Origin of the sequence: Stenotrophomonas maltophilia R551-3, assembly GCF_000020665.1 — a bacterium.
Classification (GTDB): Bacteria; Pseudomonadota; Gammaproteobacteria; order Xanthomonadales; family Xanthomonadaceae; genus Stenotrophomonas; species Stenotrophomonas maltophilia_L.
Map to the genome: position 1 here is coordinate 4,398,917 of NC_011071.1, position 15,583 is coordinate 4,414,499.

A 15,583-nucleotide genomic window follows, 5' to 3' on the forward strand; every position below is an offset into this window, starting at 1 on the left:
GGCCTGTCAGCCGTTGTCGCGCAGGAACCGGGCCATCGACGAGACGCCCGGCACGCGCGGTTCAAACTCGCCGGCCACGTCGATGAAGCCACGCATCACCGCGATCTCGCGCGGGCTGCGGTTGAGGCTGTCGCGCACTTCCGGATCGGCACCGGCGCGCAACAGGCGCTGCACCAGCAGCGGCAGGCCGTGCAGGGCAGCCAGATGCAGCGGGCCGAAGCCACGAGGATCACGCACCTCCAGGCTCACCTCCTCGTCCAGCAGGCGCTCCACTGCGGCCATCACCACCTGCTCGTCGCAGGCGGTACCCGGTTCGGCGCGTGCACCCAGCAGCAGCAGCAGCGGCGTGACCGAGCCCGCGGCGGCCTGGTCCGGTTCGGCACCGGCCAGCAACAGGGTATCGAGCAGGGCCAGCAGGCGCGAGCGGTCGCGGGCACTGAAGCCGTACAGCGCGGCGCAGTGCAGCGGGCCCAGCTGCTGCGCGTCACCGGCATGCACATCGGCACCGGCAGTGAGCAGGCGCGCGACGATGTCCGGCAGGCCCAGCGCCGAGGCCAGCATCAGCACGGTCACCCCGCCCGGCAGGCGGTGTTCCAGCTTGGCGCCGGCGTCGAGCAGGGCCGAAACGATGTCCACCTGGCGCATGCTGACCGCGGCCGACAGTGGCGTCGCACCGCTGGCAGCGGCGTGCTGCGGATCGGCGCCGCGTGCCAGCAGCAGGTCGGTTACTGCCAGATGACCACCGCCGGCCGCACGCAGCAGCGCGGTGCAACCCTGTGCATCGACCGCGTCGACGGCAAATCCCAGATCGATCAGGCGGCGCACCGCATCGACGTCACCGGCCATCGCAGCGGCCGGCAGATCGGCCTCGCGCAGGGTGCGGCGCGGCAACGGCCACACCCGCCAGTCCAGCCAGTCGGCCAGGTCACGGCGACCGATCGACAGCGCCACGCCCAGCGGTGTCTGCCCATCGGCAGCGCGTGCTTCCGGCGAGGCGCCGTGCTGCACCAGCAGCTTCAGCGCACCTTCGCGGGCCAGTGCGGTAGCCAGATGCAGGGCGGTCATGCCGTGGCTGTCGCGCGCTTCGCGGTCGACCCCGGCCTTGAGCAGGGCCTGCTGCAGGCGCAGCCAGCCCAGGCGCACCGCCAGCGACAACGGCGGATCGCCCGCCGGCGAAGCCGCGAACGGATCGGCGCCACGTTCCAGCAGTTCCAGTGCCAGCTGTTCCAGGCCACGGGCGGCCTGGTCGTGCTGTGCGCAGGCGGCAAGGAAGCGCGCCAGGCCACCGCGGCCGGCCGGTGACAGGCCACGCTGCAGCATCACCTGCAGCGCAGGCACTGCATCGATGCCGCGCGACAGCAGCGCGAACATCGGCGTATCGGAGCAAGCGTCGCGCACATAGGGATCCGCACCGTGGGCCAGCAGCCAATCGACCGCGGCCGGCTCCAGCGCCAGTTCGGGGTCGAGCAGCAGCCCGCCCAGCTCTTCCGGCTGGCACAGCTTGGCCAGCGCGGCCATGCCGTCGGTGTTGCCGAAGCCCAGCGCCTCGCGCAGCAGGGTCAACGGCGGGCGGTCCGGCAGCAGGCCACTGGCGCTGGCGGCTTCGCCGCGCTCGGCCAGGCCATCACTGACGGCGGCCGGCAACGGATAGGACGGGTCCAGCAGGGCCACGATCGCCCAGCGGCCGGCTTCGGCGGCGTAGTCCACCGCACGGCGGCCGACCGGATCGGTGGCATCGGCGGCAATGCCCAGATCGACCAGGCGCTTGATCAGCAGCGGCGAGACATCCTCGGCCATGACGGCCAGCTGCACCGCATTGCGGCCTTCACCATCCACCGCGACCAGGTCGGGCTTGTGCGGCAGCAGGTGTTCCATCACACCGGCGCGGCCGGCGCGGGCCGCTTCCAGCCACGGCGTGCGACCGAGCGCATCGCGCGCTTCCAGGTTGGCGCCAGCGCCGAGCAGCACGCCGATGATCTCGACGTGGCCGGCCAGTGCCGCCTCATGCAGCGCGCTGCGGCGCTGGCGGTCACGGGCATCGGCCCGGGCCTTGTGCTTGAGCAGCAGCTGCACGCCGGCCGGATCATCGTCTTCGGTGGCGGCGGCGGCCAGCAGCACCGGCGTACCCTCGGCCGGTTCGCTGCGCGCACCGCGCTCCAGCAGGAAGCGGGCCAGGCGCCAGTTACCGACCTGGCAGGCCACCGCCAGCGGCGACCAGCCGTCGCTGTTCAGTGCATCAACTTCGGCAGCGGCATCGCGCAGCAGCGCGGCCACGCCCGGGTCGGAACTGCGCGCGGCATGGTGCAGCGGGGTATTGCCATCGCTGTCGGTGGCACGTGAATCGGCACCGTTGGCGAGCAGGGTCATCACCGCTTCCGGGCGGCCGTGCCAGCTGTCGCGGGTGGCGGCCAGCAGCGGGGTCATGCCCCGGTGCGGCGCGTTCACGTCGACGCCGCGGCCAATCAGTTCGCGCAGCAGGCGCAGGTCCGGCAGCACCGCGGCCAGCACCGCCAGGCTGCGCTGGTCGCGCCAGTTCGGGTCCGGCAGCGCATAGGGATCGGCGCCGGCCTGCAGCAGCTGCAGGCCACGGTCGATGCGGCCATGGCGCGCGGCTTCATACAGCGCCGGAGTCAGCTCCTGCGGCGCCATCGCCTCAAGCGGCACGGTTTCGACCGCGGCGGAGAACATCGGTTCGTGCTCGCTGCTGGCCGTGGCCAACGGGCTCGCACGCAGTGACACCAACGGCGCCGGCGCCACCCGTTGCAACAACAGGTGCAGCAGCGGCGACAGCACCAGCACTGCCAATGTGGCGGGCCAACGCGCGCTTTCCGGCAGCAGGTCCGGCCAGGCCGGCAGTACCACCAGTGCCGCCAGGGCAATCACCAGCGCGGCCACACCGAGGCCACGCCAGGCGGTCAGGTCGCGCCCGGCCAGCGCCTGCCAATGCTGGGCCAGGCTGCCATCAAGCCGTTCAACATCGTTCCACAACGGCCAGGTGCGCCAGGCTGCCAGCAGGCCGGCACTGACCAGCACGCTCAGGCCCAGCACCGCAGCCAGGCTGCCGCTGTCGCGCAGCGCCGCCAGCGGCCAGGCCAGCAGCAGCGCCAGCAGCAGCGGTGCGGCGGCCCACAGCGCCAACAGCGCGGGCAGGTCCTGGCGCGCGACCACCTTCAGTGGCAGCAGCGCGCGGCTGCGCCGCCACCAGGACACGCCCAGCGCGAACGCCGGTTGCGCCAGTGCGGCAAGGATGGCCCCTGGAATGCCGCCCACAGCGGCACCCAGCGCCAGCACGGCACCCACGGCAAAGGCGATCGACAGGACGCGCGGACGGGAGGCGTCAGTCATAGTGTCGCGGCATCAGGCTGGACACCGATGGCGGTACCTGCAGGTAGAAACCACGTTCATTCATTTCGCTGCGGACCTTGTCCGGATCAGCCTGGGCCAGGCGGCGCCGGGCCTCCAGGGCCACGTCCAGGACGAAGGTAAGCGCCCCCAGCGAGGTGAGCAGCGGCGCGGGCAGCGCGCTGAAATCATCGCGTCGGGGGACGTAGACGTAGGTGTCTGGCTTGAGTTGGCTTTTATAGACGTAGGCGTGCATGTCCGCGGGACGATAACCCGGGAAGAGCCATGATTGTGTCGGAAAGCCGACACCGGGGAAAGCCGTCAGCCGACGATGGCGGCGTGATCGGCGGCGTTTCCCCGGCGGGATTCAGCAATGTGGCGGCGGCGTTCAGCCAACGCCGCCGCCGCACGGGCGCTTACTTGACCTTGGCGTAGGTGCCCTTCAGCGCGACACCGGCGAGGATGGTGCCGGCGTAGCACTCGTAATTGGTGCTGCTCTTGAACTCGTTCTTCTTGTAGTAACTGACGATGTCGACCACGGCGTTGGCACCGCGCGACTTGGCACCGTCCTGCAGCGCGCGCAGCGCCGACAGCGCAACCCAGCGGCAGGCCTCGGCGTCGCTCTTGTTGGCGGCGTTGGTCTTCTTGTTGGTCACGTCTTCGCCGAGGCGCTGCTGCACGCTGACCGGCTGGCCGGCCAGGTAGAAGCGGACGCTGCCGTCGATGCCGGCGTCCTTGGCAGCCTGCGAGCTGACCAGTTCCTGCAGGGACTGCTCCACGCGGGTGTCGCGGGCGGAGGCGGTGGAGGTCAGGGCCAGCAGCGCGGTGGCCGTGGCGATCATCAGGGTGCGGCGCATCGGAACATCTCCTTGTCGAGGGTGCGGGTAGGTTGCGGGAACAGCAGCGGTGGGGCGGTGGATCACTCGCTCCAGCGGCGGAACACCAGCGAGGTGTTGATGCCGCCGAAGGCGAAGTTGTTGCTCATCACGTACTCGGCCTGCAGTTCGCGGCCTTGGCCGGTGATGAAGTCGAGCTGGCCACAGCGTGGATCGACCTCGGCCAGGTTCAGCGTAGGGGCGAACCAGCCGGCGCGCATCATCTCGATGCTCATCCAGGCCTCGAACGCACCGCAGGCACCCAGCATGTGGCCGACGTAGCTCTTCAGCGAGCTGATCGGCATGCGGCTGCCGAACACCTGCGCGGTCGCCTGGGTCTCGGCGATGTCGCCGTGATCGGTGGCGGTGCCGTGGGCGTTGACGTAGTCGATCTGTGCCGCGTCCAGCCCGGCATCCTCCAGCGCCAAGCGCATGGCCTGGGCCATGGTGTCGGCGCTGGGCTGGGTGACGTGCTGGCCATCGCTGTTGGTGCCGTAGCCGACCACTTCGGCAAGGATGGTGGCACCGCGCGCCTGCGCGTGCTCCAGGTCTTCCAGGATCAGCGTGCAGGCACCCTCGCCCAGCACCAGGCCATCACGGCCGGCATCGAACGGGCGCGGCGTGGTCTGCGGCGCATCGTTGCGCACGCTGGTGGCAAACAGGGTGTCGAACACCGCCGCAGCGGTGGCATCGAGCTGCTCGGCACCGCCGGCCACCATCACCGTCTGCTTGCCGCTGCGGATGGCCTCGTAGGCCGCGCCCACGCCCTGGCTGCCCGAGGTGCAGGCACTGGAGGTGGTGTAGACGCGCCCGGACAAACCAAAGAACACACCGATGTTGACCGGCGCGGTGTGGCTCATCATCTTCAGGTAGGTGGTGGCACTGATGCCGTCGGTGGTGAATTCGTTGAGCATGCGGCCGAATTCGCCGGTGGCCTCATGGCTGCCCGAGGACGAGCCGTAGGCCACGCCGGTACGGCCGCTGCGCAGCACCGGGTGTTCATGCAGGCCGGCCCGGCGCAGCGCCATCTCGGTGGCGCGCACCGACATGATCGCGACCTTGCCCATCGAGCGGGTGGTCTTGCGGTTGTAGTTCGGCGGCAGCTCGAAGTCCTGCGCCGGCGCGGCCAGCTTGGTGTTCAGGCCGGCATAGACATCCCATTCGGGCATCGTGCGCACGGCATTGCGGCAGCTGCGCAGGTGCGCTTCGATGGTGGGCCAGTCGTGGCCGAGCGGACTGATGGCGGCGGCACCGGTGACCACCACGCGACGATCGGCGGCCATCAGAGCATGCCTCCGTTCACCGAGATCACCTGGCGGGTGATGTAGCCGGCCGGCTCGGACAGCAGGAACGCCACCGTGGCCGCCACTTCGTCGGGACGACCGACGCGGCCGGCGGGAATCAGCTTGAGCGCGTGTTCGATCACTTCATCATTGAGCATTTCGGTCTCGATCAGGCCCGGGGCCACGCAGTTGACGGTGATCTGGCGGCTGGCCAGTTCCAGCGCCAGCGCCTTGGTGGCACCGATGATGCCGGCCTTGGCGGCACTGTAATTGACCTGGCCGCGGTTGCCGGCCAGCCCGGACACCGACGACAGGGTGACGATGCGGCCCGGCTTGCGCCGCCGCACCATCGGCATGATCAGCGGATGCAGCACGTTGTAGAAGCCATCCAGGTTGGTGTGGATGACCTGGTCCCAATCCTCCGCCGACAGCGCCGGGAAGGCGCCATCACGGGCGATGCCGGCATTGCAGACCACGCCGTAGTACGCGCCGTGCGCTTCGACATCAGCCTCCAGCGCGGCGCGTGCGGCCTCGCGGTCGGCTACGTCGAACGCCAGCACGCGGGCCTGCTGGCCCATGGCCTGGATCTCGGCCACCACGGCCTGTGCCTCTTCCAGGCGGCTGCGGCAATGCACCACCACGTCGAAGCCATCGCGCGCGATGCGCAGCGCGATGGCCCGGCCGATGCCCCGGCTGGCGCCGGTCACCAGCACGCTTCGATTCCCTGTCATGCCTGTCCACTCTCCAGATAGGCCATCGCGTCGGCCGGTTCGAACACCGACACGTTGGCTGTCGCCCATTCGTCCTCACCTGCCAGGATGCGGCAGGCGAACATCCCCAATCCATTGTCACCCAACAGCTCGCAGCGCGCCTGTACGCGCAGCCGCGAACCGCTGGGGAAGCTGCTGCGCGCGCTGCTGTAGCGGCGGCTGCCGAGCAGGAAGCCCAGCTGCGGCGGCTTGCCGGCCGCACGCGCGCGGCAGCCGGCCCAGGCCGCGATGGCCTGCGCCATGTATTCGATGCCGACCCATGCCGGCACCTGGCCATCCTCGACGAACAGGCCGGCCTCGGGCACCACCAGTTCGGCCTCGAGGGCGTCCTGGTCCCACTGCGTGATGCACTCCAGCAGGCACATGTCCTGGCGATGCGGCACCACGTCTTCGATCGCGTACAGCGTGTTCATCGACGCTCCAGTGCCAGCACGGCATTGCTGCCGCCGAAGGCGAACGAATTGCTCAGCACCCGCCGCGGCGCCTGCGCCAGGCAGGAGCCCGGCGCGACCAGCGGCAGCACCGGCAGTGCGGGGTCGGGCACGCCGTCCCACCAGTGCGGCGGCAGCTGCTGCTGTGGGTTCTCGGCCAGCAGGATCCAGCACAGCGCCGCCTCGATCGCGCCCGAGGCACCCAGCGTATGGCCGGTCAGCGGCTTGGTCGAACTGGCCGGCACGCCATTGCCCAGCACCTGCGAGACCGCCAGGCTTTCCATCGCATCGTTGTGCCCGGTGGCGGTGCCATGCAGGTTCACGTAATCCACTTCGTCGGCACCCCAGCCGGCGCGCAGCAGCGCCTGCTGCAGGGCGTCGATGGCCCCCATCCCCTGCGGATCGGGGGCGGACATGTGATGGGCATCGGCCGATTCGCCCCACCCGGCCAGGCACACCGGACCCGGCTCGCGGGTAAGCAGGAACAGCGCGGCGCCCTCGCCGATGTTGATGCCGGCGCGGTGCTGCGAGAACGGATTGCAGCGCAGTGCCGACACCGATTCCAACGCGCTGAAGCCGGCCACGGTGAAGCGGCACAGCGAATCGGCACCGCCGGCAATCACCGCATCGACGATGCCGGCGCGCAGCATGCGCGCGGCCGACATCAGCGCCTTGGCGCTGGACGAGCAGGCGGTGGACAGGGTCCATGCCGGCCCCTGTGCACCACTGCGCTGGCGCACGAACTGCGCGGCGGTGCCCATTTCCTGCTGGGCGTAATCGAAGCCCTGCGGCCACTGGCCCTGTTCGGCGTGGGTGCGCAGGGCCTGCTCGGATTCACCAATGCCCGAGGTGCTGGTGCCCAGCACCACCGCCACACGCTCGGCACCATGGCGGGCGATCGCGGCGGCCACCGCTGGTGCGATCTGCGCCAGTGCCACGTCCAGCAGGGCGTTGTTGCGCCCGCGCAGGGCCACCGGCAGGTCCTCCAGCGCCGGCAGCGGCGTGCGCACCTCTCCCAGCGCCAGGGTGCGCCCCGGCAGCAGGCTGTCGTTGTCGCTGAGCCCGCCCGGCACATCGGCGAACATCGCCGACGCGACCGCGGCGCGGCCATCGCCGAGCGCGCAGACTACGCCCAGGTCGTTCAGGTAGATCGGTGCACTCATCGGTCCTGCCCGGCCATGTCGATCGATTCGATGCGCAGCGCATAGCCTTCGGCGCGGTTGTCCAGCTGCACGCTGCCATCGTCCAGGCGCTGCAGCTGCAGCCACACCGTGCCGTCGCGCGACAGGCTGCGCTGTCGGCCGTCATCGCTGACCTGCCAGCCGGCCGGCAGCGCGGCGGCAATGGCCGCGGTCGGCCACAGCGCGAACTGCAGGTCATCCAGCACACGCTCGGCACGTACCTGCGGCGGCAGCCACGGTGCGCGCTGCTGGGTCAGCTGCTGGCCGTCCCACTGCAGGCGCACGCCGGTCTGGCCCATCGCCTGCACCGCCAGCTGCACCTGCTGCGCATCGGCTTCCAGCAGAGCATCCAGGTCGCGCTCATGCGTACCGAAACGGAAATGCAGCTGCTGCTGCAATGCCAGCGGCGCCGGCAGGCTGGCCGGCGACAGGCGCAGCGGCGGCAGTTCCACCAATGGCTTGGGCATGCGGCCGGCACAGGCGGCCAGCACCAGGCACAGCAGCACGGCCGCGGTACGGGCGATCAGGCGCTGCACAGCTGCTCCAGCACGCGCATGCGGCGGCCGCTTTCGTCGGCCACATACGGGTTGTTGGTGTCCCAGGCGTAGCCGGCCAGGATGGAACTGATCATGTCGCGTACTTCGGGCTGCTGCTGCGGGTGGTAGATGATCTTCTGGAAGCCGCCCTCGTACCAGCTTTCAACGAAGCGGCGGAAGGTCTTCACGCCAGCACGCAGCGGGATCGAGAATTCAGCTTCCCAGTCGACGGTTTCGCCGGCATAGCGGCGCGCCAGGCATTCGCTGGCCAGCTGCGCGGACTTGAAGGCGATGGTGACGCCGGAGGAGAACACCGGGTCGAGGAACTCGCCGGCATTGCCCAGCAGGGCGTAGCCCGGGCCCCACAACGAGCTGACATTGGCCGAGTAACCGGTGATGCGGCGCACCGGCAGCACCGCCCATTCGGCGTTGGCCAGCAGCCGGGTCAGGTTGGGGTCCTCGCCGACGATGGCCCGCAGCTTCTGCAGGTCGTCGCCTTCGTAGCGTTCGAAGAACGACGGCTCGGCGACCACGCCCAGCGAGCAGCAGCCGTTGGAGAACGGGATCGTCCAGTACCAGACGTCGATGTGCTCGGGATGGGTGGTGATCAGGATCTTGTTGCGATCGAAGTCCGCTTCGGCCGGAATGTTGTCCCGCACGTGGCAGAAGATCGCGCCGCGCACCGGGAAGTTGGACGGCGATTCCAGCTGCAGCAGGCGCGGCAGCAGGCGTGCGAAACCGGATGCATCGAGGATGAAATCGGCTTCGATGCGGTACTCGCTGCCGTCCGGACGGCGCACGGTCACCGCCGGCTGCTCGCCCGCTTCAACCGACAGCACTTCATCACCGAAGCGCAGCGTGGTGCCCATGCGTTCGGCACCGCGCGCCAGCACGTTGTCGAAGTCGGCGCGCTGCACCTGGTAGGTCGTGCCCCAACCCGGCGAGAACTTCTTCCTGAAGTCGAACGCGGTGCGCGCCTCGCCATGCACGAAGGCCGCGCCGTTCTTGTGCTGGAAGCCCGCTTCGACCACGTCCTGCAACAGGCCGGCAGCCTCGATGTACTCCATGCTCTGCGGCAGCAGGCTTTCACCGATGGAGAAACGCGGGAACTGCTGGCGCTCCAGCATCAGCACCTGGCGGCCCTGCTGGCGCAGCATCGCCGCGGCCACCGAGCCGGCCGGGCCCGCACCGATGATCAGGATTTCAGTACGTTCGACAGCATCCACAGCAGTATTCATCGGTGCGTCCTTGTTGCTCGATCAGGTGGAAAGAAGGAAGTCAGAAGACAGGTTCAAGCTGGCGGCAGGTCATGTGGCGGCGGCCGGAACAGCGGCGAGATCAGCCAGACCAGGCCGATGCCGAACAGCAGCGTCAGGCCGAACGCGCGCAGCGCCGGGGTCTGCGACAGGCCCAGCAGGCCGAACGACAGCCAGGTGCTGGCCGCGCCCACGCACACTGCCAGCCAGGCGCTGGCATCGCCACGGTGCTCGATCAGGAAGATGCCGTAGTCGATGCCCATGCCCAGCAGCAGCATCAGTGCCAGCACGTTGAACAGCTGCAGCGGCTGGCCGAACAGACCCAGCAGGCCCAGGGTCAAGGCACCGGCAATCAGGGTCGGCGCGAACACGCGCCAGGCCTGGCCGCGGTAGCGCAGCCACAGCGCGCCGAACACCAGCGCGATGCCGACCAGCAGCAGCCCACCCATCAGCTTGCGGTAGTGGCCCAGCAGCGTGGAGAAGTCGGCAGTACGGTCCACCCAGCGCACACCCGGCAGGCCTTCGGCCGCGCCCTGCAGGGTGGCCAGCGCATCGGCGCGCGACAGGTCATCGACCATCACCACGCTGATCATCTGCCCACCGACCTCGCCCACCCACAGGTGGCGGAACGGCTGCGACGCCGGCGAGGCCAGGAAGGCTTCGGCGCTGAGTGGTGCGGCCGCGAACTGCGGTCGCTGCAGCGGCTCGCCCACGGCCTCGGACACGGCCGACAGCACGCTGGGTTCCACCCTCGCGGTCAGCGCGGCATCGGCCTGCTGGCGCGACGGCGACGGCAGCCAATCGCTGATCGCGCGATAGCCACCAATGCGCTTGTCGTTGGCCAATACACGCAGGCGTTCGGTCAGCGCTTCTTCGCGCTGCAGCAGCTGCGCGGCATCGGCACCCTGCACCAGGTAGAACTGCGCCGGGCTGGGCATGCCCAGCAACTGGCTCAGGCGGATCTGCTGCGCCATCAATGCCGGCGGCGACGACTGCAGGCTGCGCAGGTCGTCGTTGCTCTGCAGGCGCGCGATGCCGATGGCAGACAGTGCCAGCGTGATCACCACGAACATCGTCACCGCGCGGCGGCCATGCAGGCGCGGGAAACGCTCCAGCGTGTTGCCCAGCCACTGCGAGAAGCGGGTCTGGCGGATCTCGCCACCATCCAGCCACGGGAACCAGAAGATCACCGTGAGGAAGGCGGCAGCCAGGCCGACCACCGAGAACAGCGCCATCTGGCGCAGGCCCGGGAACGGGGCCAGGCCCAATGCCAGGTAGGCCAGCGCACTGGTCAGCAGGGCCAGCCACAGGCCAGGCAGCAGATGCCGCAGCAGTTTCCAGCGACGATCGGCCGGCTCGGCCTGGCGCGAGGCGAACCAGTGAATGCCGTAGTCCTCGGCCACGCCCACCAGCGACGCACCAAATACCAGAGTCAGCACGTGCACCTTGCCAAACACCAGCACGGTCACCGCCAGCGCCACACCACAGCCGATCAGCAGCGAGGCGGCCACCAGCAGGATCGGCCGCAGCGAGCGGAATGCCAGCCACACCAGCAGCAGCACCGCCGCCAGCGACCCCCAACCGATGGTGTTGATCTCCTGGTTGGCCTGCACCGCGGCCGCTTCGGCGTGCAGTGGCACGCCGGCATGCAGGATCTCCAGATCCGGAGCGGCCGCTTTTGCTGCCTGCCCGGCACGTTCCAGCAGGCCATCGAGATGGCGTTCGCCGTCGAGCTGGAACGCCGAACCCGGCGTGTCGAACTGCAGCGCGGCCCAATGCTTGTCCTCGGCTTCGAGCAGGCCGTCATCGCCCAGCCGCAGTCCCGAACCCTGCGCCTGCTGCTGCCACCACTGCGGCCACAGCGACAACGGGTCCTGCCGCCAGTCGGTCAGGCGCGGCGCGCCCATCGGGCCGTACAGCGCGGCCAACGCCTGTTCGGCCAACGCGCCCGGCTCGCTGCCCTGCAGCTGCTCGCGCTGTGCAGGTGTCAGCAGGCGGTCACGGTACGGCGCGTAGAACGCGCGCGCCTCATCGAACCAGCCTTCGATCGAGCCGCTGGGTACCAGCAGGGCGTGATCGGCGTCCTTGGCCATGGCTGCGGCAAAAGCCGCCTGCGCACGCTTGGCGACAGCACCGTCCTTGCTGCCCAGCAGCACGACCACCTGCCGCGAGCTGCCGTCGGCGATGCGCCGGGTGACATCGCTCAACAGGCGGTCGTGTGCATCCTGCGGCAGCAGGGCGAGGATGTCGGTGTCGATCCGCGATTGCTGGCTCCACAGGTGCCACTGCTGCGCGCCCAGTACCACCAGCACCAGCAGCCAGGCGATGCCCAGCCAGTGCCACCAGCGTCGCAACCGGTCCGGTGCGTTCGATGCCGCGGCCTCACTCAAAGCGGCGGGCCTCGTCGGCATTGAGCGTGGCCGGCGTCTCGCTCAACACGCTGAACTGGATCTGCGTGCGGTCCTTGTTGGCCTCCACGATCTCGACCTGGCGCACATAGCGGTCGCCCTGCAGGGTCAGCGATTCGAAAGCCTTGGCCAGCATCGCCGACTTCGGCGTCAGCCGCAGCCGCCAGCCCTGCCCTTCACGACTGGCCGCCACGTTGAACTGGCTGGACAGCGCCTGCACGTCGCCACTCATCAGCGCGAACATGATCGCGTTCACCGAACGCATCGCCGGTTGCTGCCGTGCATCGAGTTCGACGCGGGCGCTGCCATCGCGCTGGCGGCTGAGGATGCGGTCGGCGGTGACCACCACCTCGGAGGGGAACGGCTTGAGCGTGGACCAGATCACGCCGTGCTGGCGCGCGACCACGAACCGGCCCTGCGAGCGCAGCGGGTTCTTGAAGCCGCTGACCTGCTTTTCCTGGCTGAACTGGCCACGCAGCACGTCCGGCCGCGCCACCGCCTGGGTGATCGCATCGATGGCGGGGTCGGCCGCCTGCACCAGCGGTGCGGCCAGCAGCAGCAACGCGCACAGCAGTGCGCGCGCAAAACGGTTCGCTCGGTTCATGGCGCGGGCACTCCCAGGCGTTCCCACAGTACCGGCGGGCACTGGTACAACATTTCCTTGCTGGCCGCGTCCACCGCGACCTGGATGGTCATCGCACGGGTCAGCACCTGGCCGCTCTGCGCATCGATAATTTCGTACTCGATCTTCAGCCGGTTCTCCCATTCCACGATGCGCGCGATCACGCGCAGGGCCTGGTTGAACAGCAGTGGGCGCACATACTTCACCCGCGCATCGACCACCGGCCACAGGTAGCCCGATTCAAGCATCTGCGGGTAGTCGTAGTCGTAGCGCCCGAGCAGCGCGCAGCGCGCGATCTCGAAGTACTTGAAGTAGTTGCCATGCCAGACCACGTTCATCGGATCGCAGTCATGGAAGGCCGGGGTCAGCGCAATCTCGCCGACCCGTTCGATTGCTTCATTCACCGGCATACAGCTCCCAACGTTGCGCGCGGATCTCCACCAGCAGCTCCCGCAGTTCGCGATCCAGCGCGCGGTCTTCTTCAACCAGGGCGATGCGCTGCCCCAGGTCGGCGTACATGTCGGCCAGACTGCCATGCAGCTGCGCGTTCAGGCCAACCCGTTCGCGCAGCGCCAAGCCCTGGCGGGCAGCGACCAGCATCGCGGCCACAACCTGTTCAGTCAGCTCGATCACGCGCAGGCAATCGCGCGCGGCAATGGTGCCCATGCTGACCTTGTCCTGGTTGTGGCATTCGGTGGAACGCGAGAACACGCTGGCCGGCATGGTCTGCTTCAACGCTTCGGCGGTCCAGGCCGAAACGCTGATCTGCAGCGCCTTCAGGCCATGGTTGATGGCTGCGCGCGGGCCGGTGGCCGCCGACAGGTTGGCCGGCAGGCCATGGTTGTAGCGGGCGTCGACCACCAGCGCCAGCTGCCGGTCGAGCAGATCGGCGACGTTGGCCACGGTGTTCTTCAGGGTGTCCATCGCCAGCGCGATGTGGCCGCCGTAGAAGTGGCCGCCGTGCAGGATGCGCTCGCCATCGGCGTCGATCAGCGGGTTGTCGTTGGCGCTGTTCAGCTCGGTTTCGATCAGCTGGCGCAGGAACGGCAGGCTGTCTTCCAGCACGCCGATCACATGCGGCGCGCAGCGCAGCGAGTAGCGGTCCTGCAGGCGCTGTTCATTGCGCGGCGGACGCTCGCTGTGCAGGTCGCTGCGCAGGCGCGCGGCGATGCGGCCCTGGCCCGGGTGCGGCTTGGCGGCGAACAGGGTTTCGTCGAAGTGATGCGCGTTGCCGTCGCTGGCCAGCACGTTGAACGCAGTCAGCCGCGTGGCCATGCGCGCAAGGTAATCGGCGCGCTGCCAGGCCAGGCATGCCAGGCCGGTCATCACCGCGGTGCCGTTCATGATCGCCAGGCCTTCCTTCGGTCGCAGCTTCAGCGGGGTCATGCCGATCTTCGCCAGCACATCCGCCGCCGGCTGCACGCGGCCGTCGTGCAGCACCTCGCGCTCGCCGCACAGCACAGCGGCCACGTACGACAGCGGGGTCAGGTCGCCACTGGCACCGACCGAGCCTTCGGCCGGAATCATCGGCAGTACATCGTGCTGCAGCAGCGTGGCCAGGCCTTCCAGCAGCGGCACACTGACACCGGACATGCCGCGCACCAGCGACGCCAGGCGCGCGGCCAGTACCGCACGGGTCTCGACCGGGTCCAGGTAACGGCCCAGGCCACAGCCGTGGTAGGTGTACAGGTGGTGCGGCAGCTCAGCCACCAGCGCCGGCGGGATGTTCACCGTGCACGAGTCACCGTAGCCGGTGGTCACGCCATAGATCACACCGTCCTCGCGCAGCAGGCGGTCGAGGAAGTCGGCACCGCGCTGGATGTGCGCGCGGAACACCGGCGCGTCGCTCAGGGCGGCGTCGCACTGGCGCTGGGCCAGGGCAACCACGTCTTCAATGGTCAACGGTGCATCGCCAAAGCGGCACACGGGTACGGCGTCAGTCGTCATGCGGAGCCTGATCCCAGAAGGGGAAGAAATTGAACCAGTCCAACGGGGACTGGATGACCTGGAGTTCCAGCCAGCGCGCGAAGCGCTGTGCCTGTTCGGCCAGCGCGGCGTCGCGCGAGCCACGCGGCAGCACGATGCGGTCGGCGAACTGTTCAAATGCCACGCGATAGCCCTCGCCCTGGTGCAGGCAGGCCATCGTGTAGACCGGGCAGCCCAGCGCGGCAGCGAGCACGTAGGCGCCGATCGGGAACGGCGCGCGGTGGCCAAGGAAATCGGCGGTGACGCTGCGGCCGCCCTGCACCGGCGTGCGGTCGCCGACGATAGCGACGAAGCCACCGGCCGCCACGCGCTCGGCCAGCATCATTGCCGTGGCCGGGCCCATTTCGGTTACCTGCACCAGCTCCACCGCCGCCAGCGGGTCCAGCCGCTGCAGCAGGCGGTTGAAGCGCTGTGCATGCGCGGTGTGCACCAGCACGGTGATGCGGAAACCCGGCACCTGTTCGGCCAGCACCTGGCACAGTTCCAGGCAGCCGATGTGCGCGGTGAGGATCAGCCCGCCTTCGCGGCGCGCGATCTTCTCCAGCACCAGGTCGCGATGCAGATGGATGCGTTCGGCCGGATAGCGCCCGCCCAGGCCGAGGATCTTGTCCAGCATCGTGTCGGCGAAGGCGAAGAAGTGGCGCAGGCTGTCGCGCCGGGTCGGCGCACGGCCCAGCACGCCGCTGTGCGCCTGCAGCCGCTGCAGGTACTGCATCGAGGCCTGGCGACCGACACGGTTGCCCAGCCAATGGCAGGCCACCACCGGCCACACGCACAGGCGGAATGGCCAGCGCCCGAACCAGCGGTGCACCCAGCACAGGAACAGCACGCCGGCCACCGAGGTGGATTCGCCGATGTCGGCCCAGTGCGGGGCACCCTGCGCGGCCGCCATC

General features: G+C 69.3%; 14 protein-coding genes. All 14 read right to left on the reverse strand.

Translation table 11 applies throughout. From position 1 onward, the window contains the following. Nucleotides 1-6: 6 nt before the first annotated feature. Entirely contained in the window at nt 7-3,345 is a 3,339-nt protein-coding gene (locus tag SMAL_RS19835) for an ankyrin repeat domain-containing protein (protein WP_012512458.1), read from the reverse strand. After that, nucleotides 3,338-3,598: a YcgL domain-containing protein gene (locus SMAL_RS19840; RefSeq protein ID WP_012512459.1), complete on the reverse strand. Its 261-nt coding sequence runs from the start codon at nt 3,596-3,598 to the stop codon at nt 3,338-3,340. Before SMAL_RS19840 ends, SMAL_RS19835 begins: the two co-directional genes overlap by 8 nt. A gap of 160 nt (nt 3,599-3,758) precedes the next feature. Further along, on the reverse strand, nt 3,759-4,199 hold the full coding sequence (locus SMAL_RS19845) for a hypothetical protein (protein WP_006401882.1): 441 nt from the start codon (nt 4,197-4,199) through the stop codon (nt 3,759-3,761). Nucleotides 4,200-4,261: 62 nt separating this feature from the next. Continuing rightward, entirely contained in the window at nt 4,262-5,500 is a 1,239-nt protein-coding gene (locus SMAL_RS19850) for a beta-ketoacyl-ACP synthase (RefSeq protein ID WP_012512460.1), read from the reverse strand. Beyond that, nucleotides 5,500-6,231, reverse strand: coding sequence for a 3-ketoacyl-ACP reductase FabG2 (locus SMAL_RS19855; RefSeq protein ID WP_012512461.1), 732 nt, complete (start codon nt 6,229-6,231; stop codon nt 5,500-5,502). Before SMAL_RS19855 ends, SMAL_RS19850 begins: the two co-directional genes overlap by 1 nt. Then, the gene (locus SMAL_RS19860) at nt 6,228-6,683 is read right to left on the reverse strand and encodes a hotdog family protein (protein ID WP_012512462.1); all 456 of its coding nucleotides are present in this window, start codon (nt 6,681-6,683) and stop codon (nt 6,228-6,230) included. Before SMAL_RS19860 ends, SMAL_RS19855 begins: the two co-directional genes overlap by 4 nt. Then, entirely contained in the window at nt 6,680-7,864 is a 1,185-nt protein-coding gene (locus tag SMAL_RS19865) for a beta-ketoacyl-ACP synthase (RefSeq protein WP_012512463.1), read from the reverse strand. Before SMAL_RS19865 ends, SMAL_RS19860 begins: the two co-directional genes overlap by 4 nt. Further along, nucleotides 7,861-8,418: a DUF3261 domain-containing protein gene (locus SMAL_RS19870; RefSeq protein ID WP_012512464.1), complete on the reverse strand. Its 558-nt coding sequence runs from the start codon at nt 8,416-8,418 to the stop codon at nt 7,861-7,863. The genes SMAL_RS19865 and SMAL_RS19870 overlap by 4 nt, the downstream gene beginning before the upstream one ends. Further along, nucleotides 8,406-9,656 (reverse strand): NAD(P)/FAD-dependent oxidoreductase, encoded by a 1,251-nt coding sequence (locus SMAL_RS19875; RefSeq protein WP_012512465.1) that lies wholly within the window; start codon nt 9,654-9,656, stop codon nt 8,406-8,408. Before SMAL_RS19875 ends, SMAL_RS19870 begins: the two co-directional genes overlap by 13 nt. Nucleotides 9,657-9,709: 53 nt before the next feature. Next, nucleotides 9,710-12,085, reverse strand: coding sequence for an MMPL family transporter (locus SMAL_RS19880; RefSeq protein ID WP_050767043.1), 2,376 nt, complete (start codon nt 12,083-12,085; stop codon nt 9,710-9,712). After that, nucleotides 12,057-12,686, reverse strand: coding sequence for an outer membrane lipoprotein carrier protein LolA (locus tag SMAL_RS19885; RefSeq protein WP_012512467.1), 630 nt, complete (start codon nt 12,684-12,686; stop codon nt 12,057-12,059). Before SMAL_RS19885 ends, SMAL_RS19880 begins: the two co-directional genes overlap by 29 nt. After that, a complete protein-coding gene (locus SMAL_RS19890; RefSeq protein ID WP_012512468.1) occupies nt 12,683-13,114 on the reverse strand; it encodes an acyl-CoA thioesterase in 432 nt (143 codons plus the stop codon). Before SMAL_RS19890 ends, SMAL_RS19885 begins: the two co-directional genes overlap by 4 nt. Then, the gene (locus tag SMAL_RS19895; RefSeq protein ID WP_012512469.1) at nt 13,101-14,651 is read right to left on the reverse strand and encodes an HAL/PAL/TAL family ammonia-lyase; all 1,551 of its coding nucleotides are present in this window, start codon (nt 14,649-14,651) and stop codon (nt 13,101-13,103) included. The genes SMAL_RS19890 and SMAL_RS19895 overlap by 14 nt, the downstream gene beginning before the upstream one ends. Continuing rightward, nucleotides 14,641-15,582: a lysophospholipid acyltransferase family protein gene (locus SMAL_RS19900; RefSeq protein WP_012512470.1), complete on the reverse strand. Its 942-nt coding sequence runs from the start codon at nt 15,580-15,582 to the stop codon at nt 14,641-14,643. Before SMAL_RS19900 ends, SMAL_RS19895 begins: the two co-directional genes overlap by 11 nt. Between the last annotated feature and the right edge of the window lies 1 nt (nt 15,583).